Raw genomic sequence first — 26,381 nt, 5'->3', positions numbered from 1 at the left:
TTATAGAAATCCGTTTTCTTGTAAAAAGCTTTCGGTCATTGAATCTGTTTTTTTTACCGGTTTTGAAATAAAGCGTTCAATATATTTACCAATCATGTCACACTCAATATTTACGATATCTCCGGCTTTTTTTTCTCCGATGACAGATTCGCTTACTGTGTGTGGGATGAGTGAGATTGTAATTGAAGATTCGTCTATATCAAATATTGTCAAACTAGTGCCATCAACAGAAACGGATCCTTTATGCAAACAATAGCGTAGTAATTCATCAGAAATTGCTATTTTGTAATAGATGGCATTGTAATGTTGTTTTTTAGTTAAAATCGTACCGATGCCATCTATATGTCCGGTGACGAAATGTCCACCGAATCGTCCGTTCGCAGCCATTGCCCGTTCTAAATTCACTTTGGCACTTGGTTTTAGCATACGAAGTGATGTTGCTTTCATAGTTTCAGGCATTGCATCGACGGTGAATGAAGTAGTCGTAAAATGAGTCACGGTTAAGCAAATCCCGTTAACTGCGATGCTATCACCTAACTTGACATCTGATAAAATTTGATTTGCGCTAATAGTTAACTTCATTGCTTCCCCACTTTGAGTCATGCTTGATATCGTTCCTAACTCTTCTACAATTCCTGTAAACATTCCGTCACCTCGCTTTTTAAGGTTGCAACAATTTTTATATCATTACCAATTTGTTTCATCTCTTGAATTGTTAAGGGAAGTGCATCTTGTAATTTTGAAAAACCATTTCCGCCAAATAAAGTAGGTGCATCTTTTCCGCCGATTAATCTCGGACTTATATAGGTCACAATTTCATTAAAACTATTTGTTTTTAAGAAACTTGCATGTACCGTTTGACCACCTTCAACGAATAAAGAAAGAATTTGTTTCTCCCCGAGTAGGGATAGGACCTCTTGTATTTCAATTTGCTTCGTTTTCATTTGGAATACAGCTATATTGTTAGATTCATAAGATGCTATTTGCTCTTTATTTACATCCTTACCGACAATAATCCATGTCGGAGCTAAGCCATCTGTTATGACATGAGAAGATGGCGGCGTTCGTAAGTGGGTATCTAAAATAACGCGTATAGGATGTTTACCTCCGTTTGGAATTCTTGTTGTTAAGTGTGGATTATCAGTTATAACTGTATTCACACCGACAAGGATAGCATCATGCATATGACGATATCGGTGAACATCAGCTCGCGCTTCTTCACCTGTAATCCACTTACTTTCACCGGTTACAGTCGCTGTTTTTCCATCTAAGCTCATTGCTGTTTTTATTGTTACAAATGGACGTTTCGTTTTCATATAGTGAAAAAAGTATCGATTTAATAAAGTTGCTTCCGCTTCAAGAACACCGGTAGTTACCTCGATTCTGGATGCTTCTAATCTCCTTTTTCCATTACCAGAAACGAGTGGATTGCAATCAAGGGTAGCAATTACAACACGCTGGACTCCTTTTTCAATGAGTAATTCACAGCAAGGTGGTGTTTTTCCAAAATGGCTACACGGTTCAAGTGTTACATAAACGGTAGCGCCTTTTGCTCTTTCACCAGCCATGTGAAGAGCATGAACTTCAGCGTGTTCTTCACCAGCACATAAGTGAGCACCCATTCCAACAATATTTCCATCCTTTACAACAACAGCACCAACCATAGGATTTGGACTTGTTTGTCCTGATGTACCTTGTGCTAACTGCAAGGCAATTCTCATATATTCTTGATCTGTCATTCTCTTCACCTCTCCTGAAAAAATCAAAAAACCCCAAGGATATAAAATCCTTGGGGTTTGGGAGACGTGATTTCTAGAAATATAGTTCGAATACGAAAGTATAGGAAAGAAACCTAACGATGACTGATATTTTGGCATAAGGAAAAAACCTAGCACAATATCAAGTTTTTCAAACGCTAGTCGTATCTTTTTATTTCAGTATAGAAACATAAGTATACAAAATAAAACATATATGAAGATTCAAAATGAACCTTTAAAAATATGCATACTGAAATAAAAGTGTATTCGCTATATATAATTACTAGAAAACATATCCTTCTCCCATCCAGACTATACTGTCGGCCCTAGAGTTTCACTAGATCCACCGTTTTCGAGTTGAAAACGGGTCACGGACTTAAAAGCTTTCGCTTCATCACCGCCGGTTGGGAATTTCACCCGACCCCGAAGGATGTTGTTTGCTCACATTATAGCACAAAAAAGAAAAAAGCATAGTAGAAAATGTTCGAATGTGAAGAATTGTGTGAAAATACATGTTGCTTTGAATGGAGTCAAAAGTAATAGAAATACTGTAAGGAAAAGGAGAACGGTAGTTGATTAAAAGAAAAAACATGCACAGAAAAATGTGCATGTTTTTTACAAAATTATTCTGCCTCTGGTGCTCTAACAACAGATTCGAATTTTCCTTTATGCGAAGCATCGCAATAAGGCATATTTTTTGATAGACCACAACGACATAAAGAAAATGCCGGTTTTGCTGGGAATACATTCCCTTGTGAATCGACTAATTCCACGTCCCCTGTAACGCGAAAAGAGCCATTATCATTTACTTTAATTTGTACTTTTGCCAACGTTATCCCTCCTTTCCAAACGCTTAATCTCATCATATAATCAGGGGGAGGACTTGACAATAAAAAAGAGTTCTTTGTACGGAAGAAGAGGGAATGTTATAATAGCTTTTATAACTGATTAGAGTAAGGTGACGAAAGATGGATAAACAATTACGAACACTACAAAATATTGCAAATGAGCGCACGTGGGCATCATTTTTGAATGATAATCATCCATATAGTTTACTTCATTGGTCAATCGCAGGTGTAGGACAAGAACCGAAAGATGTTTGGTTACTTCAAGATGAGGTGACCTTTCAAACGACGGAATTCCCAACGCTAGATGAGGCAGTAAAGTGGATTTCTGAAAATATGGAACAAGTTACAGACGTTTTAGCGCAGTAAAAAACAGGCTTATGCAAGCCTGTTTTTTGTTTCTTTTACATATGTGTTTAAAAATTTGTCAATGGCAACTTCGTACTCTTCTTTATTTTCATTATAAGAGCAAGCGTGTGCACCATGTTCTGCAATATAAAGTTGTTTATTATTCTCTTTTGCTTCATAAAGTGATTTCGTCATATCAGCTAAAATATAGTCATCATCTTTACTATGAATAAAGAGAACAGGATTGTTAATATTTTTTATGCAATCAATTGGTGAAACTTCACGAATTGTATAGCCGTCACGAACTTTTAAAAAGGCATTTGCTAAAGGTAATAAAGGCCATTTTGGCAAATGAAATTCAACCTTTAAACGATGCTGTAATTGTCCGTAAAAATCAGAGAAAGGACAATCAGCAATATAAAAATCGGCACCATCTTCTACAAGTCCTGCATATTGAAGAAGGGTTGCAGCACCCATAGATTCACCATGAATTCCAAGTGTAATATCCGTTCCGAAACGACCTTTTAGCCAGTCAACTACTGATTTTAAATCATGTTTTTCATAATAGCCATAGCTTGTCGTTTTGCCACCTGTTTTACCATGGCGACGATGATCATAAATAAATACGTTATATCCTCTACTCAAAAATAAGTTTGCATACTTAACGGAATTCATTTTATTTACAGTCACACCGTGGCAAAAGATCATAAATTTATTGGAATGTCCAGCTGGCATGTAATATCCGTGAAGTTCGTATCCAAATTGAGAAGGGATGTGAATTTCTTCTTTTTGAATAGCATTAAAATCGTCCAAATGAAAATGTTTTTTCGTTTCGCGTTCTAAAACTTCTTCCTCTGTTTTTTTCTTCAAGTACATAACTTTATTTGTAAAGAAAATCCCAATAGCAGTTAGTGCACCTAGTATAGTAAACAATGCTGTAAAAAAACGTTTCATACTTTACCTCATCCTCCAAATACCTCTACATATGATACACTTACATTGTATCACAATGATATAAAAAGGGGAGAAATCGTGTATGGTTCATATACAAAAAATTACACCAGAAATGAAAGAAACAATTCAGGATTTTATGTGTGAAAACTGGGGAAGCTCAATGATGGTCTCACGGGGCAGAGTACATCGATTGGAAAAATTACCCGGTTTCGTTGCGCTTCAAAATGACAGAATAGTGGGAATTATAACTTGTGAAGTTACAGAAAACATGTGTGAAATTGTATCGTTAGATAGTCTTGAAGAAGGAAAGGGGATTGGTACAAAACTGGTGGATTGTGTATTGCAAATAGCAAGGGAGAATGGATGTAAAAAAGTAGGGCTCATTACGACGAATGATAATATGAACGCACTTCGTTTTTATCAGAAACGTAACTTTATGATGACGAACTTATATATTAATGCGGTAAAGGAAGCACGAAAAATAAAGAAAGAAATTCCGTTTATTGGTTATGATAATATCGCGATTTTACATGAAATTCAGCTGGAGTATATTTTGTGAGTAAAGTGGAAGTTATGTAACAATTTTCAGAAATATAAAACAATAACCTTGACGAATGTTATATTTTGGTTTAGTTTAAAATTGTAATCTATTACCATATTAAGGGGTGACGATGTGGCAACTATACGTGATGTTGCAAAATTGGCCGGTGTTTCAGTCGCAACCGTTTCAAGAGTAATTAACGAAAAAGGATATGTCCATGAAGATACGGTAAAACAAGTAAAGCAAGCAATTGAAGAGTTACAATATAGGCCGAATGCTACAGCAAAGCCCTTATTTAAACAGCCTTCAACGATGGTTGTATTACTTGTAGATAATTTGCATAATCCATCATACATCACTTTGCTCCGTTTCGTTGAGGAAATAGCATATAAAGAAGGATATCAAGTAGTAGTTTGTAATATAGAAAATAAGAATAGATACATAGATATGTTTATGCAAAATAACATTGCAGGCGTTATAATGACGGAATCTGTTTTTCGAAGTATAGGAGGAATCTCACTTCCTTTCGTTGTGCTTGAGGAAAGGCAATCTCTTATGAGCTATTATGAAAGTGGGCAGAAAGCTGTTTCTTTATTAAAAGAGAAAGGCTGTCAGTTTCTTGCTTATATTGGTGAGGGGGTAGAGAGTGAAGAAATGGAAGAGCATGTGGCAGGATTTTTAGACACTGCTTGGAAAGAAGGGCTTTCTTATCGAGAGGAAATTGTACAAGGGTATACGAATCAACAGTTTCTTGAAATATTGCAAAAATATCCGTACATAGATGGGATTGTAGCTTCGAGTGACAAGGTCGCTATTGAGCTAATCAGGGCGGCGAAAACTCTTAATATTCATATACCAGGTAAGTTGCAAATCATTGGATTTAACGGGAGTGTGGAGGGTGAATGGATAAGCCCATCGTTAACGACGATTGGAAGCCATATCGAAGAAAATGGAAAAATAGCTTTTCAGCAGTTAATTGGAAAAATAAAAGAGAAGAAAGTGGAACAAGAAGAAGTAAAAACAGAATGTAGATTCATTGAGAGAGAAACAACAAAGTAAAAGGTGCGTTTTTAAAACGCACCTTTTATAGTGTAATTGCGGCAATAAAGCCGAATATAAGTAACGGTATATTATAGTGTAGAAAAGTTGGAACACATGTATCCCATATATGGTGATGCTGACCGTCAGCATTTAAACCGGAAGTTGGTCCAAGTGTACTATCTGATGCTGGAGATCCTGCGTCACCTAGTGCACCAGCTGTCCCGATAATTGCGATTGTTGCCATCGGGCTAAATCCGAGCTGGATGCATAACGGCACGAAAATTGTTGTTAAGATTGGGATGGTTGAAAAAGATGAACCAATTCCCATCGTCACGAGAAGTCCAATAACGAGCATAAGAAATGCAGCGAGCGGTTTACTATTTCCGATTATATGCGCACTCGTTTGCACAAGAGATTCAACGTGTCCAGTTTTTCGAAGAACAGCGCCAAATCCAGCGGCAGAAATCATAACAAATCCGATAAAGGACATCATACGCATTCCGCTCGTTAAAATAGCATCGGCTTCTTTAAGCGGAAGACTACCGCTAACTGATAAGACGATAATACCTGCTAAGGCACCGAAAATCATTGATTCTGTTGCTAATTGAACAGTTAATGTAGCTAGGATAGATAATAAACCAAAAGTAATGCTTCTTTTCGTATAGGGAACGATTTCATTCTGTGCAGCATGAACGTGTTCTGTTTCATACGTACGTGGCTTTCGATATGTAATGAAAACCGCTACACATAATCCGATAATCATACCGATTGCTGGAATAGTCATCGCTTTTGGAATAAGTGCGACATCAAATGTAAGGCCACTTTGCGCAGCATTTGTTTGCAATACGTCATGATAAATTTTTCCGAACCCTGCTGGGACCCACATGTAAGGGGTAATCAATCCAAATGTAATAAGACATGTTACAAGCCTACGATCCACCTTCAGTTCATTTAATACTTTTAAAAGTGCTGGAATTAAGATCGGAATGAAGGCGATATGAACAGGGATAATATTTTGTGAGAAACAAGCCATTGTTAAAATGATAAATAATATAAGTATTTTAGAATAGACTTGTTTTTTCGTGTCTTGTTCGTTGCCAATCCATTTTAAGGCTGATTGGATCATTGCATCAGGAAGTCCTGTTTTTGAAAGGGAAATAGCAAATCCACCGAGCATTGCGTAGCTTAATGCGATAGGAGCACTGTTCCCAAGACCGGTTGTAAAAGTACCAATTGTTTCTGAAATACCAAGTCCGCCGATAAGTCCGCCTGTTAAAGCTCCAACAATAATGGCGACAATGACTTGGACACGTAACAAACTAAGCAATAGCATGACTGCTACTGCGACGAGTACAGCGTTCATAATAAATGTAATCTCCTAATTTTTATTCTATTAAGGCAAGCAAATACGAAGTATGTTATTTGCTTGCGACATATTATTATAAAATGTTTTTTATGAAATGTAAAAGAGCCATTTGTTATTTATGTTGAAAAGATAGCTCTTGTTTAATTGATTGTAAAGATTTGGCGAATAGTTCAGGCTCTTCTAAATCTGGAGAATGCGCCGAGTTTGGAAACCAAATCATCTTTTTAATAGGGGCTTGAATGATATCGCAATATTGTTGAACGAGTGCATAAGGAGTTTGATAATCATAGCGACCGGAACAAAAATAAACAGGAACGGATAAACTTGAAATAGACGAAAAGAAATCGATTGTCAGCATCTCTTCCCATAAAACCCCGGACTTTAAATTTCCTGTGAGAAACTTGAACCAATCTAACAGCGTATATTCAGGAGAAAAGAAACCTTTTCGTATGAAAGAAAAGGAAGATCCGTTTTGTATTGCTCCTCCAAATGTACCAAGCCACTTTCTTTGAATAATGAGACGTCTCGTATCTAAAAAGGGTGGTTTACCTAATTTTAAAAGAGAAGCTAGTGCTTTTTTATGGTCATGTTTTTTTGCCGAGTTAATTAAATGTTGGAATAGTAATTCCTCATTTTTCTTCATATGTACGATTTGACCGATGCCGATATAAGCCTCTATATATTCCGGACATTGACTAGCGATTTTCAGTCCGATAATACTCCCCCAAGAATGACCAGCGAGAAATAATTTTTGCTTATTGAACCTTTTAAGAAGATATTGGATGACTTCTTTTGCATCTGAAACAAATTGATCAATCGTAAAGTTTGATTGGATATCTCGCCATAAAAAGGATTTTCCTGCCCCACGTTGGTCCCAATTAATCACAATAAAATGCTTTTCTAACTCTTTTTGAAAATGTCGAATAAAGCCGATTTGAGCCATACCAGGTCCGCCGTGACAGCATAATAAAATAGGCTGTTCCACATTTTGCCCGCGTATAAGGAGAGATTGTTTCCGATCATTAATCATAACGCTTTCTATCGTAGCGATACTGTTAGGGATTAATTGCTTCTTTTCGTTATAAAACTGAGGGGTATGGCTACGAAAAAGCATATGTAAACCTCCTTTTCTTAAATGGTATGAATCGCACAGGCTCTTTCTTTTGCATATACTGCTAGAAAATCATTGTATCATAACATACTGGTTAGATTTCAAGCTTAGGCAATTAAGAGAGGAGGGAGAATGTGACGATTGGAGAAATTATCGATTCTTTAAATAGACGTGAATCATATCGAGAGAAATAAAAGAAAGGATACTATGTTCCATATAAGAGCGTGTATCTTTTTAACTTATTTTATTTGTGTTTTGAAAAGTAATATGGAAACTAAACAGCATGATTTTGTTCATCAGCAGCTGCGCGTCGAAATGCTTCTTTTATTTGCTGATTTGTCTCTTCGTCTGCAATTTCTAAGTAAAAATCAACAGAGCGTTGTGCATCTTGTATAGCGAATTCTAATCCGTTCAAATAAAGAGTTGGGCATTCTTCAGTGAACTGAGGCTGAGGGTTTTTACCAGTTAAAAGGGTGTGAATTTGTACAAATTGGTGGAAATGTTTTATTTCATCTTGCCGAATTTCAAGGATTTGATTTCGTTCATTGATGTCTGTAGCTAAATTTGCTAATTTAGCATAAAAATTAATGGCGCTATATTCGCCATTAATTGCTTTCTCAATACTACGAATAGGTTTGTCGTTTTGTCGATATAAAGCATCGTAATTGTCTGTCTGGAAATACATATGAACCCTCTCAGTATAGTTTTCTGTATACTACGAGGAAATAAGGGGGCTATGTGCTTATCTATTACTGCACTAGAAGAATACGATAATATGTATGACCATAAAAGAAGAAGTTCCTTGCATATAAAAGGAGCTTCTTCTTTCGAGTGTCACGCACTAGTTTGATTAATATTTAGTTGGTTTTTTGAATACGGCCATCAATAATTGGCTGAATTGGTTCTTTTAATTGTTTTACATAATCGACTAACGCTTCAAAATCGTTTGGACCAGTTTCAGCATTTTTGCCATTTTTAAAGGATACGAATCCATCACCGCCGGAGGCTAAGAAGGCATTTGCAACTACGCTATACGTTTTAGAGGAAGCTAATTCTTCACCATTTGTTAAACGGATATTAGTAACCTTTTCGCCGTTCGGTTTATTTGTATCCCAAGTGTATTGAATACCTGAAATTTGGAGCATTCTCGTAGCTCCTGTTTGCCATTGTTGATTTAAAATATCACGAATATCTTGACCTGTTAAATCTACTTTAATTAATTGATTTCCGAAAGGTTGAATTCCATATAATTCGCCCCATGTAATATCTCCAGCGTCTAGATCGTTACGAATGCCACCGGGATTCATAAGAGCGATTTGTGCTTGCATTGTTTGGCGCTGTGCATCGGCAATTAAATTTCCAAGAGTAGACTCACCAGCATCGTTTTGTTTACGGTCGATAGGTGCTGTGGATTTCCCTACAACTTCATTTACAAGCGGTGCAATTTTTTCTTTATATTGATCTAATTTTTGTTTTACTTGTTTATCAGGCTCTACACCTTCATGGTACGTTGTAATAACTTCAGCTTTTTTCTTAACGATATCTTTTGTTTTTCTATCAATGGTTACATCTACGTCTGAGAAAGCCATTCCGTAAGAATTCGCTTGTACGATAAGTTTATTATTTACAGTGCCATTTACATACGTATGACTATGTCCACCGAAAATAACATCAACTTCAGGGTCTGTTTCATTTGCAATACGGACAAGATCACCATTTGTTACACCAGTGTCATCAGTTGTACCCCCAACATGCGCGAGGACAACGATAGATTTAACGCCGAGACGCTTTAATTGTTGTGTGGATTTATTAATAGCTTCTACTTCATCAGTAATTTGTACATTTTTTAGCATAGTGGGCATAACGACATTTGGTGTATCCGTTGTAACAACCCCAATGAATCCTACAGGAACTCCATCAACCATTTTTACAGTAAATGGCGGTAAAAATAAGCGGCCAGTTGATTTATTATAGAAGTTTGCAGCGACATAAGGGAAGTTTGCTCCTTCGAAATTCCCTGTTTTTTCGTGATATCCACCGTAAATGAGGCGTTTCATTTCATCGATACCTTCATCGAATTCATGATTTCCAATTGTACCAACATCAAACTTTAAGTCATTTAAAAATTCAATAGTTGGTTCGTCTTGTAGTAAAGCTGAAACTGGTGGACTAGCACCGACAATATCTCCAGCATGCACAAGAAGTGTATTAGGATTTTGTTTTTTACGTTCTTTTAAATAAGTGGCTAAGTATTCAGCGCCACCAGCTTCTTTGTTATTAATTTTTTTTACAGTGTCTAGTTGTCCATGGAAATCATTAATACCAAGCATTTGTACGTCTATGTATCGGTTTTGTTCAGCAGGAGTCTGAGATGGAGGAGCGGCGAATACACTTGAAAAAGTCATGGTGCTTAAAATAGCGACAGCAGGAATAATTTTTTTCCACATGATTAATTTCTCCTTTTTTATAATCTGACATCATACGACATAATTTTAATAGATTAATAGGATTATATCTACAATAAAATTTAGTTTTTTCGAAAAATTAACACATTTACAAAAAATAAATAATAGAGAATGCGAGAGTAATGTACCTTTTTTATTGTCGATTTCACCGTGTATCCTCTATAATGGAGGAAAAAGTAAAAGGTGAGCAGTATGAAGAAAAAGAAACAAAGACAAGTGCAAAGACAATCTCAAATGAATAAACCAGAGAAAGAATCACTTACATTAGGTGATCAATTGAACGATTCACTAATGCAACAATTAAAGAATAAGAAAAAAGAGTTGCAAGTAAGAGAAGAGAAAAAAGAGGCAGCTGAGCAAGAGAGAAAGCGTAAAGAGCAAAAAGAACGTGAAAAGAATAAATCATTTGAAGAACTGTTAAGTGAAAGTAATCTTACTTGGAAAGACTTTAAATAATAAAAAAATGATCAGTGAAATATCACTGATCATTTTTTTGACGAGTTTGTAAGAAAAGGGGAATTAAAATGAGAAAAATTGTAGTCGTTCCGTACGAAAATCATTGGAGTGAGAAATTCCAAATGGAAGCCGAAAGATTAAAATTGGCGATGCCAGAAACGGTGAAAATTTATCATATTGGCAGTACATCAGTGCCAGGACTTGCGGCTAAGCCAATCATTGATATGATAATGGAAGTAGATAGTATTGAAAGAGTGGATCATTGGAATAAACAATTTGACGAGCTTGGTTATATTGTGAAAGGGGAAAATGGTATTTCAGGTCGCCGTTTTTTTATTCATGGAACTGAGGAGAAACGCTCGTATCACTTGCACGTATTTGAAAAAGGAAATTCTGAGATTACAAGGCATTTAGCGTTTCGTGATTATATGATGGCTCATTGTGAAGAAGCTGAGGCATATGCAACTTTAAAGAAAGAACTAGCCGAAAAATATACATATGATGGCACGCTGTATACAGAAGGAAAAGATGAGTTTGTACGTAATGTTGATGAAAAAGCAAAAGAATGGATAGAAAATAACGTGAATGACTGAGTTCACGTTATTTTTATAAGGTGTATAAAATTATTATGTAAACTGTACGTATGTTTTGACTTTTTGGATGAATCTTGTTGAAATAAAGTGGTGGTTTATAAAAATGTAGCAATGAAAGGGAGAACGAATGTGCATATTCCAACAACTACACTTCATAATGGCGTGAAAATGCCGATGATTGGCTTAGGTGTTTATAAAGCGAAAGAAGGCGACGAAGTAAAACAAGCAGTAAAAAAAGCGTTAGAAGTTGGATACCGTTCGATTGATACAGCGACTGTATATGAAAATGAAAGCGGTGTCGGAGAGGCGGTTCGTGAATCGGGAATCCCGCGAGAAGACTTATTTATTACAACGAAAGTTTGGAACGACGATCAAGGGTATGAGGAGACACTCGAGGCATTTGAAAAAAGTTTAAAGAAATTACAAATGGATTACGTAGATTTATACTTAATACATTGGCCGATAAGAGGAAAGTATGTTGATACATACCGAGCTTTAGAGAAGCTTTATGAAGAAGGAAAAGTACGTGCCATCGGTGTTTCTAATTTTCATAAACATCACTTAGAACTATTATTACCAAATTGCAAAGTGAAGCCGATGGTAAATCAAGTGGAACTTCATCCAATGTTAGCGCAATTTGAATTGCGTAACTTCTGTCAAAGTGAACAAATTCAAATGGAAGCATGGAGTCCATTAATGAGGGGCGGGGAAGTATTCGAGCACCCAATTATTCAGGATATTGCTAACAAATATGAAAAAACACCCGCGCAAGTTATATTAAGATGGGATATTCAAAGTGGGATTGTGACAATTCCTAAATCTGTTACGCCATCTCGTATTGAAGAGAACTTTACTATTTTTGATTTCTCATTAACTGAAGAAGAGATGAATCAAATTAATACGTTAGATCGTAATTTACATGTAGGGACGAATCCTGATAAATATGATACGTTATAAAAAGACGCTACCAGTATGGTAGCGTCTTTTTAACGATGTAAAGCATATGTATCAAATTTTACAATTTGCTGAAGTTGTGTATATTCTTCTTCTGTTAAAGGTGTTTGTTTACCAGCATGTACATTTTCTTGCAACTGTTGAATAGAGCTTGCACCAGGTATAACAGATGCAACAGTTTCATTATGTAAGCAATATTGAATAGCTGTTCCTGTTAAAGAGTTTCCCCCGATTATTTCTTTTACACTTGCTAATGCTGTATTTAATTCATCATAAGAATAGGAGAGGTAATCTTTTTCTTTCAATTTTCCTATCTTCGTTTCATTGCTGTCAGTTAACAGTCCTTTTGCAAGTGGTCCGCGTGCGATGACACTAATTTGATGTTCATTAAGCAGCGAGAACCATTCTTCAGGGCGACGATTTAAAAGGCTGTACTCCATTAATACACTAACGATATTTGAACGTTTTGCATACTCACGGATGACATTTGGACGTATAGAAGAGATACCATAATGACGAATAATACCTTCTTTTTTTAATTCTTCAAAGGCTTCAACAGTTTCATCTATAGGATCTTCAATCGTCCCGCCATGCAGTTGATATAAATCAATATAATCTGTTTGAAGTCTACGTAAACTTTCTTTTACTTCGGCCTTTATGTAAGCTTTAGAAGGATCCCAAGACCAGCCGTTTTTTTCTTCTGTCCATCGATTTCCAACCTTTGTTGTAAGAACAATTTGATCTCGTTTTCCTTTCAGAGCTTTGCCGACAAATTCTTCATTTAATCCATAATCGTATAAGTCCGCTGTATCAAAAAAGTTAATTCCTAAATCGATTGCCTCATCGATAATACGCATAGCTTCTACTTCAGATGTACCGAGAGACATACAGCCAAATCCGATTTCCGTAACATATAAATCTGATTTTCCTAATTGACGTTTTTTCATAAGTCAACCTCCTTATCTTTATTGTACGAAAGGGGAAGAAGGTTGACAAACGTTTACTTTTTGTTTGCTGTAATCCACTCCTGCACAGTTGTATACTCTTTTCCATATTGTTTTAGTTTATGACGAATTTGCCATGCTTTGCCGACTAAAGTGACGCGATTTGGTAAAATATAAATTTTCATTTCTATCACGCTCCTTTCAATGTGGTAAAATGTATGAAGAACGATTAGGAAATAGAACAGGGAGATGAAGTAGTATGAGTAATCTTGCAGAAAGAACAGTAAAAACTGAACCGATTTTTGATGGTAGAGTTATAAAAGTTCGTGTTGATGATGTAGTATTACCAAATGGAGAAATGAGTAAACGTGAAATCGTAAATCACCCTGGGGCAGTTGCTATTATTGCTATTACTGATGAGGGGAAAATTGTACTTGTTGAGCAGTATCGTAAAGCTCTCGAAAAGGCAATTGTGGAAATTCCAGCTGGGAAGTTAGAACCTGGGGAAAAGCCAGAGGTAACAGCAGTTCGTGAACTAGAAGAAGAAACAGGATATGTATGTGAAAATATGGAATTTATCACATCTTTCTATACATCACCTGGTTTTGCAGACGAGATTTTATATGTATATAAAGCGACAGGATTAAAACAAAAAGAAAATAAAGCAGCTTTAGATGAAGATGAATTTGTGGAATTAATGGAAGTGTCATTAGAAGAAGCAATTTCTCTTATGGAAAATCATCGTATTCATGATGCGAAGACGATGTTTGCAGTACAATATTTACAATTACAAAAATAAAACACTCGCCTTAGGCGAGTGTTTTTTAATTAATTTTCGCATATACACGTGCATCGCGTAAGCTACCGTCTGGCGCTAGGAAATCATTTTCCATAGTACCCTCTAAAATAAATTCAAGACGTTCTGCTAAGCTACATGCATTTACATTTGTTGCATCAGTACGAATTTCAATTCTTCTAGCACCTAGTTTATCAAAAGCAAATTGAATGGCCCCTTTAACGGCTTCTGTCATATAGCCTTGCTTTGTATAAGCGCTATGTAACCAGAAGTGAAGTGAAAACTTTGGAATATCCCAGTTTTCAGGCTTAAGAGTAATAGCTCCGATGAATGTACCAGATACTTTATCGTATAAGTGAAAATCAAGTGTTTCACGAAGTAAAAACTGTCCGTGAGCTTCGCGAACAATTTCTTCAGCACTTTCTTCTGTTTCAGCTGTAATTGGCATCCACGGTAATAAGTCTTCTAGAGAAGCTTGGATTGCTTCATATACTTCTGTACCGTCACCTGGAAACGGCTTACGTACTTGCAAGCGCTCAGTTTGAAATAATGTTGGAAAATCTAACAATAATGGTTTCAAGAGAAATCCCTCCTATTCTCTACTATTTAGTTTAGCAAAGTAGAGCGGAATTTCAATGTTAATTCGTCATACTTTTTTCTTTCTCACATACATTTTTAGTAAGAGTGTGAACGGAGGGAAGGAAAATGTGGCGAAAAACTTGGCAAGACCGTGTAATGTCTCACATACAGGAAAATTCTTCACTATATATATTTAACTCTGTTTTATTATTGATGGGAGTAATATTTGGAGCGATTCTTGTGAATAGTTTACAAATAAACCAAAAGCAAGATTTATCATTTTATTTACAGCGTTTTTTTGGACAAGTTTCTAAAGGAGAATTTGCTATTGCGGGTGAAATGTTTCGAGAAAGTTACTTTTCGCAATTAAAATATATTGGCTTTATTTGGATTTTAGGGATTTCCATTATTGGATTGCCACTTATTTTTATCTTATTATTTTTAAAAGGAGTAGTTGTTGGATTTACAGTAGGTTTTTTAGTAAGTCAGCATGGATGGAATGGATTATTATTAGCATTTGTATCTGTATTGCCGCAAAATTTAATTATTATTCCAGTGTTTCTTGTTATGACAACAATTGCTGCAAGCTTTTCTTTGAGAATGATTAGGCACCAATTTATCCGGAGAATAACTGAGCCACTATTACCGTTATTAATTCGTTATACATGCTTTTTTCTCGTGATTGGAGCAGTATTAGCTATCGCTTCTAGCATCGAAGCATATGCATCACCAGTTTTAATGAAAGAAGTCGTGGAAACTATTAATAAAAAATAAATACTTTTTGAGAATAATTATCAATTTGTTTTTATTGTTTTTTCTTTTGACAGAAGCCCTTCTTCTGATATAATGGTGTAAGAGTGGCGAGGAGGGAGTAGTACCGAATGGAAGAAAGAATTGAACGAATTAAGAAGCAACTACATGCAGCGAGCTATAAATTGACACCACAACGTGAAGCAACAGTTCGTGTGCTGCTAGAAAATGAAGAAGATCATTTAAGCGCAGAAGATGTATACCTCCTTGTAAAAGAAAAGTCGCCAGAGATCGGATTAGCAACCGTCTATCGAACTTTAGAGCTATTATCTGAGTTAAAAGTTGTCGATAAGATTAACTTCGGAGACGGTGTTTCACGCTATGACTTACGCCAAGAAGGTGCACAGCGTTTCCACCATCATTTAATCTGTACACAATGCGGTGCTGTACAAGAAATACAAGAAGATTTACTTGGTGAAGTGGAGAATAAAGTAGAACGAGACTGGAGCTTTAAGGTGAAAGATCATCGTTTAACATTCCATGGGATTTGTAAAAATTGTCAAGAAAATGAAACGGATGAAAAATAACCTTTTCCTATTTAACTAGGAAGAGGTTTTTTATTTGAATAAGGTATAAATCGGTGAAAGCTTGGCATATGTTGTAATAACTTATATTTTGGAGGAATTTACAATGCGCCGAGCTGTGAAATTAACTTTTGATGGGATGAAAGTATTTTTATTATTTACGAGTTGTACGATTTTGTTTTATTTCGCTATACTATGGATAAATGAAGAATATGAAAGTTACCATCGTTATGAAAAGCCAAAAGAAGAGACTGTAGAAAAAGTATCAGGGAATGAGGAGCCGGCAAAGGATGCTTTCGTAAATAGAATGATGTTTTTCTATGAAAATGGGGAGTAGTGTAGATTGGAAGATCAATTAAAAGATTTTATTCATTATATGATTGTTGAAAAAGGATTAGCGAAAAATACAGTTGTATCTTACGAGCGTGATTTGAAAAGCTATGTGAAGTATTTGCAAAATGTAGAACAGACGAAGACATTTCATGAAGTGACGCGTTTGCACATTGTTAACTTTTTGCAGTATTTAAAAGAAAATGGGAAGTCTTCAAAAACATTGGCACGTCATATTGCATCGATTCGTTCGTTTCACCAATTTCTACTTCGTGAACGAACGGTGGAGCATGACCCATCGGTACATATTGAAACGCCACAAGGGGAACGGAAATTACCAAAAGTATTATCTGTCGACGAAGTAGAAGCGTTACTTCAAACACCGAAAGCGGCGAGTGCTTTTGGGATTCGTGATAAAGCAATGTTAGAGTTGTTGTATGCAACGGGACTTCGTGTTTCAGAATTAATTGCATTAAATTTAGAAGATGTACATTTAACAATGGGATTTGTTCGCTGCATAGGGAAAGGGAATAAAGAAAGAATTATTCCATTAGGAAGCTTAGCGACGGAAGCGATTCAAAAGTATATTGAAAAAGGTAGAAGAGAATTGATGGGGAAAAAAGCAGTAGATGCGCTCTTTTTAAACCATCATGGAAACCGATTATCGAGACAAGGGTTTTGGAAAATTTTAAAACGATTAGCGAAAGAAGCAAATATTGCAAAAGAGCTTACACCGCATACGTTGCGTCACTCTTTTGCTACGCATTTATTAGAGAACGGGGCAGATTTGCGTGCTGTACAAGAAATGCTTGGACATGCAGATATTTCAACAACGCAAATCTATACGCACGTTTCAAAAACTAGATTAAAAGATGTATATAAACAGTTTCATCCGAGAGCATAGTTATTATGCTCTTTTTTTCATAGATTGAGAAGAGTAAAGCACTTCACAGAAACTTCACAAACATTTCGTACATTGTTTTCAGCAGAAGACTAGAATATTACAATGTATTTCCTCTATACTAAGGAAAGTATGAAGGAGGAAATGAAGATGAAAAAACTTATTATTACATTATTTATCGCGATGCTAGCACTGGCTGGCTGTAATACAAACAAAGAAGAACCGAAAAAAGAACAGAAAATTGAGGCTGTAAAAGTAGCCTTTCAAACGAATCCGAAAAAAATTAAACCAGGTGAAAAAACAGAAGTACAAGCACTTGTTACACAAGGAAAAGAAAAGGTAACAGATGCTGATGTGAAGTTTGAAATTTGGAAAGATGGCGACGAGAAGCACGAAATGTTAAATGGTAAGCATAAAGGGAAAGGTGTTTATGCTGTAGAGAAAACATTTGAGACTGATGGAGTATACCATATTATTCCTCACACAAATGCACGTGAAATGCATGTTATGCAAGAAGAAAAAGTGGCTGTGGGAAATGCCAAAGTAGAAGATGCAAAGAAAGAAAATAGTGATCATGGTGCAGGGCACGGCGATCATAAGAGCGATACAATGATTCACCTTATGGCTGGAGATTTGAAAGCCAATGCTGAATCAGAAATGAAAGTTCATTTGAAACAAAAAGAAGAAGCATTAACTGGCGCTGAAGTACAACTTGAGATTTGGAAAGATGGCGTTGAAAAACATGAATTTATTCCAGCAAAAGAAGGAAATAAAGGCGAGTACGTAACTAAGCATACATTTAAAGAAAATGGTACTTACAAAGTGAAAGTTCATGTAAGAAAAGGCGAACTACATGAACATAAAGAAGAAACAGTAGAAGTAAAATAAAAAAGCAGCTCTTTAGAGCTGCTTTTTTATTTTTATATTAGGAAATTATTCATAAAATGATTAGCACTTCTTTGTAGAATGGATTACAATAGAAGTGTGAATAAAATAAGAAATTCTACGAAAATGTATTAAAAAGAAAGCGTAAACATGTTATGATATCAATATCAGATGTCTGACATCTGACTTAGAAAAAACTAGAAATGTTTTTCAGTCGTTTCAAGTAAAACGAAATAGGTTAGAAAAGGATTTAAAGAAGTACTGTTTGACAATGAGAATGAAAGAGAATTCTTATCGATAACAGTTTCACTTTATAGCGTTTTGAACATACTACAAGAAGTAGAACTGAACTTATAGGAGGTCGCAGTTATGAATAAATATAAACGTATATTCCTAGTCGTAATGGACTCTGTGGGAATCGGTGAAGCACCGGATGCTGAGCAATTTGGTGATTTAGGTTCTGACACAATTGGTCACATTGCTGAACATATGAATGGATTGCAAATGCCAAACATGGTGAAGTTAGGTCTTGGTAACATTCGTGAAATGAAAGGTATTTCTAAAGTAGAGAAACCGCTTGGATATTATACAAAAATGCAAGAGAAATCTACTGGTAAAGATACGATGACAGGTCACTGGGAAATCATGGGCCTATATATTGATACACCATTCCAAGTGTTCCCTGAAGGATTCCCGAAAGAATTACTTGATGAATTAGAAGAGAAAACAGGCCGTAAAATTATCGGTAATAAGCCAGCTTCTGGAACTGAGATTCTTGACGAACTTGGTCAAGAGCAAATGGAAACAGGCTCTTTAATCGTTTACACTTCTGCAGATAGCGTACTACAAATTGCAGCACACGAAGAAGTAGTGCCACTTGATGAGTTATATAAAATTTGTAAAATTGCACGTGAACTAACGTTAGATGAGAAGTACATGGTAGGACGTGTTATCGCTCGTCCATTCGTTGGAGAACCTGGAAAATTCACACGTACACCAAATCGTCATGACTATGCGTTAAAACCATTCGGCCGTACGGTAATGAATGAATTAAAAGATAGTGACTATGATGTAATTGCTATCGGTAAAATTTCTGATATTTATGATGGTGAAGGGGTAACTGAATCACTTCGTACGAAGTCTAATATGGATGGAATGGATAAGCTTGTAGATACATTAAATATGGACTTTACAGGTCTTAGCTTCTTAAACTTAGTTGACTTTGATGCATTATTCGGTCACCGTCGTGACCCACAAGGATACGGAGAAGCATTACAAGAATATGATGCACGTCTTCCAGAAGTATTCGAAAAACTAAAAGAAGATGATCTATTATTAATTACAGCAGACCACGGTAATGATCCAGTACATCCTGGTACTGATCATACACGTGAATATGTACCGTTATTAGCATATAGCCCAAGCATGAAAGAAGGCGGACAAGAATTACCACTTCGTCAAACATTTGCTGATATTGGTGCAACAGTAGCAGAAAACTTCGGTGTGAAAATGCCAGAATACGGAACAAGCTTCTTAAACGAGCTAAAGAAATAGGGGGATAAACAAATGAATCGTGAACTTATTACAAAATCAGCTTCATACTTAAAAGAGAAATTTCAAGAGACACCACAAGTAGGACTAATCCTTGGATCTGGACTAGGCGTATTAGCAGATGAAATCGAGAACGCAGTAACAGTACCTTACAGTGAGATCCCTGAATTCCCAGTATCAACTGTAGAAGGTCATGCAGGTCAACTTGTATTCGGTACACTTCAAGGTGTAACAGTAGTAGCAATGCAAGGACGTTTCCATTTCTACGAAGGATATGATATGCAAAAAGTAACATTCCCAGTTCGTGTTATGAAAGAACTAGGTGTAGAAACAGTTGTTGTAACGAATGCAGCTGGTGGTGTAAATACATCATTTGAACCAGGCGACCTTATGTTAATTTCAGACCACATCAACTTCATGGGTACGAATCCATTAATCGGACCGAATGATTCTGAAATGGGCGTACGCTTCCCTGATATGTCTACATCATATACGACAGAACTTCGCGAAATGGCGAAACAAGTTGCAGCAGACTTAAACATTAAAGTACAAGAAGGTGTATACGTTGGAATGACAGGTCCTGTATATGAAACACCTGCTGAAATTCGTATGCTTCGTACACTTGGCGGAGATGCAGTTGGTATGTCAACAGTACCAGAAGTAATTGTAGCGCGTCACGCAGGTATGAAAGTACTAGGTATTTCTTGTATTTCAAATATGGCAGCTGGTATTTTAGATCAGCCACTTCACCACGATGAAGTAATTGAAACGACAGAACGTGTTAAAGCTAACTTCTTAGCATTAGTAAAAGCAATCGTAAAACAAATGAAGGGGTGACTTCACAATGAGAATGGTGGACCTAATTGCAAAAAAACGTGATGGACATGCATTAACGACAGAAGAGATTAACTTTATCGTTGAAGGATACACAAATGGTGATATTCCTGATTATCAAGTAAGTTCACTTGCAATGGCAATTTTCTTCCAAGATATGAATGATCAAGAACGTGCAGATTTAACGATGGCAATGGTAAATAGCGGTGATACAATTGACTTATCAGCCATTGAAGGGGTCAAAGTAGATAAGCATTCAACAGGTGGAGTTGGTGATACAACGACACTTGTATTAGGTCCATTAGTAGCTGCTTTAGGTGTACCAGTTGCGAAAATGTCTGGACGAGGTCTAGGACATACGGGTGGTACAATTGATAAATTAGAAGCAGTACCAGGATTCCATGTGGAAATTGAAAATGATGAATTCATGCGTCTTGTAAATGAAAATAAAATTGCTGTTATCGGTCAAAGTGGAAACTTAACACCTGCTGATAAAAAATTGTATGCACTTCGTGATGTAACGGCAACAGTAAACTCAATTCCGCTTATTGCAAGCTCGATTATGAGTAAAAAAATTGCTGCTGGTGCAGATGCAATTGTTCTTGATGTGAAAACTGGAGCAGGAGCATTTATGAAAACAGACGAAGATGCGAAACGTTTAGCAGAAGCAATGGTACGAATCGGTAATAACGTTGGTCGTAATACGATGGCAGTTATTTCTGATATGAGCCAGCCGCTTGGTGAGGCTATTGGTAACGCATTAGAAGTACAAGAAGCAATTGATACATTACAAGGTAAAGGACCAAAAGATTTAGAAGAGTTATGTTTAACGCTTGGAAGTCAAATGGTATACCTTGCTGGACAAGCTTCATCTTTAGAAGATGCTCGTGAAAAGTTAATTGAAGTAATGAACAACGGTAAAGCGCTAGAATCATTTAAAACGTTCTTATCAGCGCAAGGCGGCGATGCATCTGTTGTTGATGATCCTTCTAAATTGCCACAAGCACAATTTAAAATTGAAGTGGAAGCAAAAGAAGACGGTTATGTATCGGAAATCGTTGCAGACGAAATCGGAACAGCAGCAATGCTTTTAGGAGCAGGGCGTGCAACGAAAGAGTCTGAAATCGATTTAGCAGTTGGTCTAATGCTTCGCAAAAAAGTAGGCGATAGCGTGAAAAAAGGTGACGCTCTTGTTACAATTTACGCAAACCGCGAAAATGTTGAAGACGTAAAAGCGAAAATTTATGAGAACATGAAAATCGCTAAAGACCACGTAGATGCACCAACTTTAGTACACGGTATTGTAACAAAGTAATAAAAAAAAGCTGAGGAGATTTCTCCTTGGCTTTTTTGACTATTTTTTGTTTATAATAATAATGGGTGAAATTATGATTAGAATTTGTGCGATAACGAAAAAAAATGAAGTTTTATATGATGTTTCGCTAGAAGAAACGCAAAAAGAAAACATCGTATGGTATTGGCTTGATTTATATAAGCCGACGAAAGAAGAGTATACATATATTTTACAAGATCACTTCAAGTTCCATCCCCTTGCAATTGAAGATTGTGTAGAGTATGTACAGAGGCCAAAGGTAGATTTTTATGATGGATATAACTTTTTAGTTCTCCATGCATTCGGAGAAGACGGATTAGAACCGCATGAAATCGATTTATTTGTTAGTGATCGATATATAGTCTCTTTCCACTTCTCTCATAACAATGCGATTGAAAGAGTATGGAAAACGCTCGGTGAGAAGAAACGTATTAAGAAGAGTCCTTTAAATGTAGCGCATACAATTATTGACCAAATTGTAGATGATTATTTCGCACCTGTGTATTACATTGAAGACCATTTAAATGCAATTGATGATAATTTAACGGGTGAGACAGCAGGAAGCGTGCTAGAAGAGGTATTTGATATTCGTGCAGATTTATCGAAGCTAAGGCGTACGATTATTCCGATGCGTGATTTATTGTATCGTATTTTAAATTCAACTCGCTTTTACGGTATAAGCGACCATGAAATTTATTTTAAAGATATACATGATCATTTGCTTAAACTGACAGAGATGATTGAAGCGAGTCGTGAATTAACAGCAGATATTCGAGATAGTTACTTTTCATTGAACTCGCACCATATGAACAACATTATGAAAACATTAACTGTATTCTCGACGATTTTCATGCCATTAACATTTATCGCAGGGGTATATGGAATGAACTTTTCACATATGCCAGAGCTTGGCGGACAGTATAGTTACTTTATTTGTTTGTTAATTATGGCGTTAATTGGCGGGGGCATGATGGCTTGGTTTTATAAAAAAGGTTGGTTTAAGTAAAAAACACCGAGGATTTCCTCGGTGTTTTTTACTAGCCAATAGCGTGTAATACGAACATGGCTAAGAATAAGCATGTAATGATATACATGGATGGTGCAACTTCTTTACGCTTTCCAAGAGCAACTTTTAAAATAGGATAAGCGATAAATCCGAACGCAATGCCATCAGCGATACTATATGTGAGCGGGATCATAACGATAATTAAAAACGCTGGAAACCCTTCTGAAAAGTCGTTCAGAGGAATTTGTTGAATGCTTGTAATCATCAGGCCGCCAATAATAATTAAGATTGGTGCAATGGCACTATCAGGAATTAGTTTGACAAACGGAAGTGCAAACAGTGATGCGAAGAATAACAACCCTGTAACGATAGACGTCAGACCTGTCTTTCCGCCTGCAGTAATACCTGCGGCACTCTCTACTGTTGAAACGGTAGGGCTTGTGCCAAATAGACCACATGTCATTGCTGAAATTGCATTTGCTTGGTAAGCACGTGGGAATTTACGATCATCTTCTAATAAACCGTGTAAAAGTCCCATGTTCTCAAAAATAAGCACCATGCTTAAGGAGAATGTTGCAATCCAAAATGGTAAGGAAGAAAGTTTCCCAAATGACATAGCTCCAAACACATCGCCGTAATTAGCGAATGAAAATGAGCTATTTCCCACTTGACTCGTATCAACAAGACCGAATAGCCATGCAATACCAGTTCCAATTGCAATTGTCCATAAAAAGTTTCCACGTACGTTACGAATAAATAGTACAAGCGCAATGATAAGAGTAAGTAATGTCGCAAGAACGACAGGATTACTTAATTTCCCCATTGCAACAGCAGTATGAGGATTCGAAACGACTAAACCACCTTTTTGCAAGCCGATGAAAGCTAAAAACAACCCGATACCGACAGTGATCGCTTCCTTTAATGACTTTGGAATCGATACCGAAAGCACGCGAGCAATCGGTGTAAAAGCAGCAATTGCAAAAATAATACCGGCGATAAAAACAGCTGCTAATGCTTCTTGCCAAGCTAGACCGAGCGTGTGCACAGCAGTGTACGTGAAGAATGCATTTACACCCATACCCGGGACAAGAATAGCAGGTGCATTTGCCCAAAATGCCATAAGTAGACATCCGACAAATGAACTAAAAACAGTTGCTAAAATTCCAGCTTCAAGAGGAATGCCGGCATCTGATAAGATTGACGCATTTACAATCATAATATAAACGATCGTGAAAAATGACGTGACTCCAGCTAAAACTTCTTGTTTTGGTGATGTTTGGTGTAAGTCTAATTTAAATGTTCTTTCAAGTATTCCTTTCATGTTAAACCTTCTTTTTCATATCCCTCTCCCACCCGTGATATCTCTTTTGTAAGAGCTCACCGTCCTTTATTATATCAGAACATCATGTTTTTACAACAACGAAAATGATAACGTTTACTTATAAACGAAATTATTTATAAATACGTAAAAATGGCTCGTATGGTTGAAATGATTTCTAATTCTCCAGATTGAATGGGCGGGGCTGCTTGTGCATGTAAAGTAGCATAGGATGCAACCTCCCGTGGTAATTGGGCAGATTCTTCAACGAGTGAGAGGGGAACAGGATTAATGTTTAAATTGTATGTACTCGCAATAGCACGAGCTTTTTCTACTGCTTGGTGCAGAGCCTGAATGAGAGCTTGCTCATAATATTTATTTGGATGAGATATTCGAAAACGTAACCCTTTTGCTACGTTTGCACCATTCGAAACGGCTATATCATATACTTCCCCTGCTTTTTGCACATTTAAAACGGTAATTTCATACAAATGCTCCACACGGTAGCCTTGTAGTAATGCTTTATCATTTACATATTCGTATTGAGGAGTAATCGTATAAGAAATGGTTTCTATATCTTTATCGGCAATACCGAGCTGTTTGAGTGCATCCAGCAATTGTTTCGATTGTATCGCATTTTCTTCTTGCGCTTGTTTTACATTTTTACTATCTGTTCGAATTCCGAGTGTTAATATGACAACATTTGGTTTTGCTTTTACAATGCCTTCTCCTTGTACAGTAATAGTAGCTTCTTTACCAGCATTTGTCGTACGGATATTATGTAAATACGGATTCATTCCACCTTGCATTTTGCATCACCATCCTTTTTTATCCCGCTATTTGCGGACAGTAAGACTGCCCGTAAAAGCCCGATTAGTTCAACTAATAATCAGTGGGGGAGGTGTCCATCCCCCACTGATTAAAGTTTCACTTTATATGTATATGTGTGAACAAAAAAGAAAATCGTATGAAAAAAGTTACATAAATGAGAATGATGAGGAAAGAAAGCATATACAACAGAGGTATTTATAGATTATAATATGTGTAAATATGATAAAAAAGGGACGAGGCTAGTGAACGAAAAAAGAGAAACACTGATTTTAGATTTATCTGCATCATTTCGAAAGATGATACGTTTATTACAAAATGATATTAATACACGTTTTTCAGAGCATATGCCATATAATGAATTCTCTGTCCTACGTGCGTTGTTTTTAAAAAGTCCACAGATGGCTTCGCAAATTGCGAGTGAAGTAAACGTAACCTCCAGTCATATTACAGCTGTAACAGATCGTCTCGTACGAAAAGGATTTGTAGAAAGAAAACGTTCAAATTCAGATCGTCGTATCGTGTACTTAGAAATTACAGAACATGGACGAGAAGTAACTGAAAAACTTGAAGCTGTGCGTAAAGAATATTATAAAGATAGATTTAAAGGTTGGAGCGACCAAGAGATAGAAATGGTTTTAGAACTATTTGGCCGCGTATTATAATAAATGAGGATAGGAAGCGAGAGCTTTCCTATCCTTTTTCTTTTGAATAAAAACATTTTGAAACTCCGATACTTTAATTAAAAAGATCGGAGGAAAGATTATGAAATATATTGCTGCACTTACCATTTTACTTGGAAGTTTTTTCTGTTTTCATACATTCACGTACGCCGATACCCCTATCCAAGTGGTGCAAAAAGAAGTGAAGTATATTGAAAACGATAATACGGTCTTATATTCGAAATTATGGGTTCGTTCTATGCAAAATGCAGTATCATTCCATCACAGCGATAATATTCGTAATCAGGACACATTGCGTAATGTAACAAATTCAGAGCTTGTTAAAGCGAAGAAATTGCCGTTTAAGAAAGCATCTATGTACATTCCGAGATTATCGCAATACGTATCAAAAGCAGGGAAAGAAAATATTCAAGTGTACTACATTGCGGTGCATTATAACGTGAAAAAAGAAAATGCATATCAACTTAATGGCATGAACTATTTTCTACAAGTATTTGTGAAAGAAAATGGGAAATGGAAAATTGCTGAAAGTGTAGTCGCACCGACAGAACAAATTGTACAAAATGGTGATGGATTTGGGATGAAAGAAGAGATGGTGTATGGGGATAGGAGAGAGAATGTGAAATAA

General features: G+C 36.4%; 31 protein-coding genes and 1 riboswitch. Of the genes, 18 read left to right on the top strand and 13 right to left on the bottom strand.

The window, feature by feature from the left end:
* The 3 genes from ribE to ACTFQM_RS15555 form a co-directional block, all read right to left on the bottom strand.
* Window positions 1–645 carry a riboflavin synthase gene (gene ribE / locus ACTFQM_RS15565; RefSeq protein WP_025150119.1) on the bottom strand — a complete coding sequence of 215 codons (645 nt, stop codon included), beginning with the start codon at window positions 643–645 and terminating at the stop codon, window positions 1–3.
* Window positions 627–1,739, bottom strand: a complete 1,113-nt coding sequence (ribD, locus tag ACTFQM_RS15560; RefSeq protein WP_440035105.1) for a bifunctional diaminohydroxyphosphoribosylaminopyrimidine deaminase/5-amino-6-(5-phosphoribosylamino)uracil reductase RibD — start codon at window positions 1,737–1,739, stop codon at window positions 627–629. Before ribD ends, ribE begins: the two co-directional genes overlap by 19 nt.
* Window positions 1,740–2,048: 309 nt before the next feature.
* Window positions 2,049–2,192: riboswitch (FMN riboswitch) on the bottom strand.
* Window positions 2,193–2,380: 188 nt separating this feature from the next.
* Window positions 2,381–2,587, bottom strand: coding sequence for a CDGSH iron-sulfur domain-containing protein (locus ACTFQM_RS15555; RefSeq protein ID WP_001151582.1), 207 nt, complete (start codon window positions 2,585–2,587; stop codon window positions 2,381–2,383).
* 138 nt (window positions 2,588–2,725) lie between these two features.
* Between ACTFQM_RS15555 and ACTFQM_RS15550 the strand changes: the two genes are divergently transcribed.
* Window positions 2,726–2,971 carry a DUF2552 family protein gene (locus ACTFQM_RS15550; protein WP_002173336.1) on the top strand — a complete coding sequence of 82 codons (246 nt, stop codon included), beginning with the start codon at window positions 2,726–2,728 and terminating at the stop codon, window positions 2,969–2,971.
* Window positions 2,972–2,980: 9 nt separating this feature from the next.
* Here the strand turns inward: ACTFQM_RS15550 and ACTFQM_RS15545 are convergent, their stop codons facing one another.
* Complete coding sequence (locus ACTFQM_RS15545) at window positions 2,981–3,904, bottom strand: alpha/beta hydrolase (protein WP_440035103.1); 924 nt, start codon at window positions 3,902–3,904, stop codon at window positions 2,981–2,983.
* A gap of 82 nt (window positions 3,905–3,986) precedes the next feature.
* On the opposite strand from ACTFQM_RS15545, the gene ACTFQM_RS15540 reads away from it, so the two are divergent.
* Both ACTFQM_RS15540 and ACTFQM_RS15535 read left to right on the top strand, forming a co-directional pair.
* Entirely contained in the window at window positions 3,987–4,463 is a 477-nt protein-coding gene (locus tag ACTFQM_RS15540) for a GNAT family N-acetyltransferase (protein ID WP_440035102.1), read from the top strand.
* Window positions 4,464–4,577: 114 nt separating this feature from the next.
* Window positions 4,578–5,504, top strand: coding sequence for a LacI family DNA-binding transcriptional regulator (locus ACTFQM_RS15535; protein WP_440035101.1), 927 nt, complete (start codon window positions 4,578–4,580; stop codon window positions 5,502–5,504).
* A gap of 25 nt (window positions 5,505–5,529) precedes the next feature.
* Here ACTFQM_RS15535 and ACTFQM_RS15530 read toward each other — a convergent pair whose 3' ends face one another.
* From ACTFQM_RS15530 to ACTFQM_RS15515, 4 genes are all read right to left on the bottom strand, one after another.
* Complete coding sequence (locus ACTFQM_RS15530; RefSeq protein WP_440035100.1) at window positions 5,530–6,849, bottom strand: Na+/H+ antiporter family protein; 1,320 nt, start codon at window positions 6,847–6,849, stop codon at window positions 5,530–5,532.
* A gap of 115 nt (window positions 6,850–6,964) precedes the next feature.
* The gene (locus ACTFQM_RS15525) at window positions 6,965–7,966 is read right to left on the bottom strand and encodes an alpha/beta fold hydrolase (RefSeq protein WP_440035099.1); all 1,002 of its coding nucleotides are present in this window, start codon (window positions 7,964–7,966) and stop codon (window positions 6,965–6,967) included.
* Between the two features lie 271 nt (window positions 7,967–8,237).
* A complete protein-coding gene (locus ACTFQM_RS15520) occupies window positions 8,238–8,648 on the bottom strand; it encodes a ferritin family protein (protein WP_440035098.1) in 411 nt (136 codons plus the stop codon).
* Between the two features lie 172 nt (window positions 8,649–8,820).
* Window positions 8,821–10,410, bottom strand: coding sequence for a bifunctional metallophosphatase/5'-nucleotidase (locus ACTFQM_RS15515; RefSeq protein WP_440035097.1), 1,590 nt, complete (start codon window positions 10,408–10,410; stop codon window positions 8,821–8,823).
* A 210-nt stretch (window positions 10,411–10,620) separates the two neighbouring features.
* Here ACTFQM_RS15515 and ACTFQM_RS15510 point away from each other — a divergent pair, with 210 nt between their 5' ends.
* From ACTFQM_RS15510 to ACTFQM_RS15500, 3 genes are all read left to right on the top strand, one after another.
* Window positions 10,621–10,884, top strand: a complete 264-nt coding sequence (locus ACTFQM_RS15510) for a YqkE family protein (protein ID WP_440035096.1) — start codon at window positions 10,621–10,623, stop codon at window positions 10,882–10,884.
* Window positions 10,885–10,952: 68 nt separating this feature from the next.
* Window positions 10,953–11,477, top strand: coding sequence for a GrpB family protein (locus ACTFQM_RS15505; protein WP_025150129.1), 525 nt, complete (start codon window positions 10,953–10,955; stop codon window positions 11,475–11,477).
* Window positions 11,478–11,606: 129 nt separating this feature from the next.
* Window positions 11,607–12,434, top strand: coding sequence for an aldo/keto reductase (locus ACTFQM_RS15500; RefSeq protein ID WP_400559176.1), 828 nt, complete (start codon window positions 11,607–11,609; stop codon window positions 12,432–12,434).
* 29 nt (window positions 12,435–12,463) lie between these two features.
* Here ACTFQM_RS15500 and ACTFQM_RS15495 read toward each other — a convergent pair whose 3' ends face one another.
* Together ACTFQM_RS15495 and mciZ are read right to left on the bottom strand one after the other, a co-directional pair.
* Entirely contained in the window at window positions 12,464–13,378 is a 915-nt protein-coding gene (locus ACTFQM_RS15495) for an aldo/keto reductase (protein ID WP_440035094.1), read from the bottom strand.
* Window positions 13,379–13,431: 53 nt separating this feature from the next.
* Window positions 13,432–13,560 (bottom strand): Z-ring formation inhibitor MciZ, encoded by a 129-nt coding sequence (mciZ, locus tag ACTFQM_RS15490; protein WP_002173323.1) that lies wholly within the window; start codon window positions 13,558–13,560, stop codon window positions 13,432–13,434.
* A gap of 74 nt (window positions 13,561–13,634) precedes the next feature.
* On the opposite strand from mciZ, the gene ACTFQM_RS15485 reads away from it, so the two are divergent.
* On the top strand, window positions 13,635–14,174 hold the full coding sequence (locus tag ACTFQM_RS15485; RefSeq protein WP_002173322.1) for an NUDIX domain-containing protein: 540 nt from the start codon (window positions 13,635–13,637) through the stop codon (window positions 14,172–14,174).
* Between the two features lie 25 nt (window positions 14,175–14,199).
* Here the strand turns inward: ACTFQM_RS15485 and ACTFQM_RS15480 are convergent, their stop codons facing one another.
* On the bottom strand, window positions 14,200–14,751 hold the full coding sequence (locus tag ACTFQM_RS15480) for a GNAT family N-acetyltransferase (RefSeq protein ID WP_002173321.1): 552 nt from the start codon (window positions 14,749–14,751) through the stop codon (window positions 14,200–14,202).
* 155 nt (window positions 14,752–14,906) lie between these two features.
* Between ACTFQM_RS15480 and spoIIM the strand changes: the two genes are divergently transcribed.
* From spoIIM to corA, 9 genes are all read left to right on the top strand, one after another.
* Complete coding sequence (spoIIM, locus tag ACTFQM_RS15475; RefSeq protein ID WP_440035092.1) at window positions 14,907–15,524, top strand: stage II sporulation protein M; 618 nt, start codon at window positions 14,907–14,909, stop codon at window positions 15,522–15,524.
* 107 nt (window positions 15,525–15,631) lie between these two features.
* Entirely contained in the window at window positions 15,632–16,087 is a 456-nt protein-coding gene (fur, locus tag ACTFQM_RS15470; protein WP_000392654.1) for a ferric iron uptake transcriptional regulator, read from the top strand.
* A gap of 103 nt (window positions 16,088–16,190) precedes the next feature.
* Window positions 16,191–16,421, top strand: a complete 231-nt coding sequence (locus ACTFQM_RS15465; RefSeq protein WP_440035090.1) for a YqzK family protein — start codon at window positions 16,191–16,193, stop codon at window positions 16,419–16,421.
* A 6-nt stretch (window positions 16,422–16,427) separates the two neighbouring features.
* Entirely contained in the window at window positions 16,428–17,318 is an 891-nt protein-coding gene (gene xerD, locus ACTFQM_RS15460; protein ID WP_440035089.1) for a site-specific tyrosine recombinase XerD, read from the top strand.
* A gap of 147 nt (window positions 17,319–17,465) precedes the next feature.
* A complete protein-coding gene (locus ACTFQM_RS15455; protein WP_071718733.1) occupies window positions 17,466–18,203 on the top strand; it encodes a FixH family protein in 738 nt (245 codons plus the stop codon).
* 366 nt (window positions 18,204–18,569) lie between these two features.
* Entirely contained in the window at window positions 18,570–19,754 is a 1,185-nt protein-coding gene (deoB, locus tag ACTFQM_RS15450) for a phosphopentomutase (RefSeq protein WP_071718734.1), read from the top strand.
* Between the two features lie 12 nt (window positions 19,755–19,766).
* Window positions 19,767–20,588, top strand: a complete 822-nt coding sequence (locus ACTFQM_RS15445; protein ID WP_001078444.1) for a purine-nucleoside phosphorylase — start codon at window positions 19,767–19,769, stop codon at window positions 20,586–20,588.
* Window positions 20,589–20,595: 7 nt separating this feature from the next.
* A complete protein-coding gene (locus tag ACTFQM_RS15440) occupies window positions 20,596–21,900 on the top strand; it encodes a pyrimidine-nucleoside phosphorylase (protein ID WP_440035087.1) in 1,305 nt (434 codons plus the stop codon).
* 61 nt (window positions 21,901–21,961) lie between these two features.
* Complete coding sequence (corA, locus tag ACTFQM_RS15435) at window positions 21,962–22,924, top strand: magnesium/cobalt transporter CorA (protein ID WP_071718829.1); 963 nt, start codon at window positions 21,962–21,964, stop codon at window positions 22,922–22,924.
* 31 nt (window positions 22,925–22,955) lie between these two features.
* Here corA and ACTFQM_RS15430 read toward each other — a convergent pair whose 3' ends face one another.
* Both ACTFQM_RS15430 and ACTFQM_RS15425 read right to left on the bottom strand, forming a co-directional pair.
* The gene (locus tag ACTFQM_RS15430; protein ID WP_071718737.1) at window positions 22,956–24,245 is read right to left on the bottom strand and encodes an NCS2 family permease; all 1,290 of its coding nucleotides are present in this window, start codon (window positions 24,243–24,245) and stop codon (window positions 22,956–22,958) included.
* A gap of 134 nt (window positions 24,246–24,379) precedes the next feature.
* Complete coding sequence (locus tag ACTFQM_RS15425) at window positions 24,380–25,051, bottom strand: SIMPL domain-containing protein (protein WP_071718738.1); 672 nt, start codon at window positions 25,049–25,051, stop codon at window positions 24,380–24,382.
* 264 nt (window positions 25,052–25,315) lie between these two features.
* Here ACTFQM_RS15425 and ACTFQM_RS15420 point away from each other — a divergent pair, with 264 nt between their 5' ends.
* Together ACTFQM_RS15420 and ACTFQM_RS15415 are read left to right on the top strand one after the other, a co-directional pair.
* Window positions 25,316–25,735, top strand: coding sequence for a MarR family winged helix-turn-helix transcriptional regulator (locus tag ACTFQM_RS15420; RefSeq protein ID WP_025150140.1), 420 nt, complete (start codon window positions 25,316–25,318; stop codon window positions 25,733–25,735).
* 100 nt (window positions 25,736–25,835) lie between these two features.
* A complete protein-coding gene (locus ACTFQM_RS15415; protein ID WP_440035085.1) occupies window positions 25,836–26,381 on the top strand; it encodes a hypothetical protein in 546 nt (181 codons plus the stop codon).

It is taken from the genome of Bacillus cereus group sp. MYBK30-2, assembly GCF_051915945.1.
Lineage (GTDB): Bacteria > Bacillota > Bacilli > Bacillales > Bacillaceae_G > Bacillus_A > Bacillus_A paramycoides.
The sequence above is the reverse complement of the archived record's forward strand: the minus strand, read 5'-3'. Positions and strand labels throughout refer to the sequence as shown.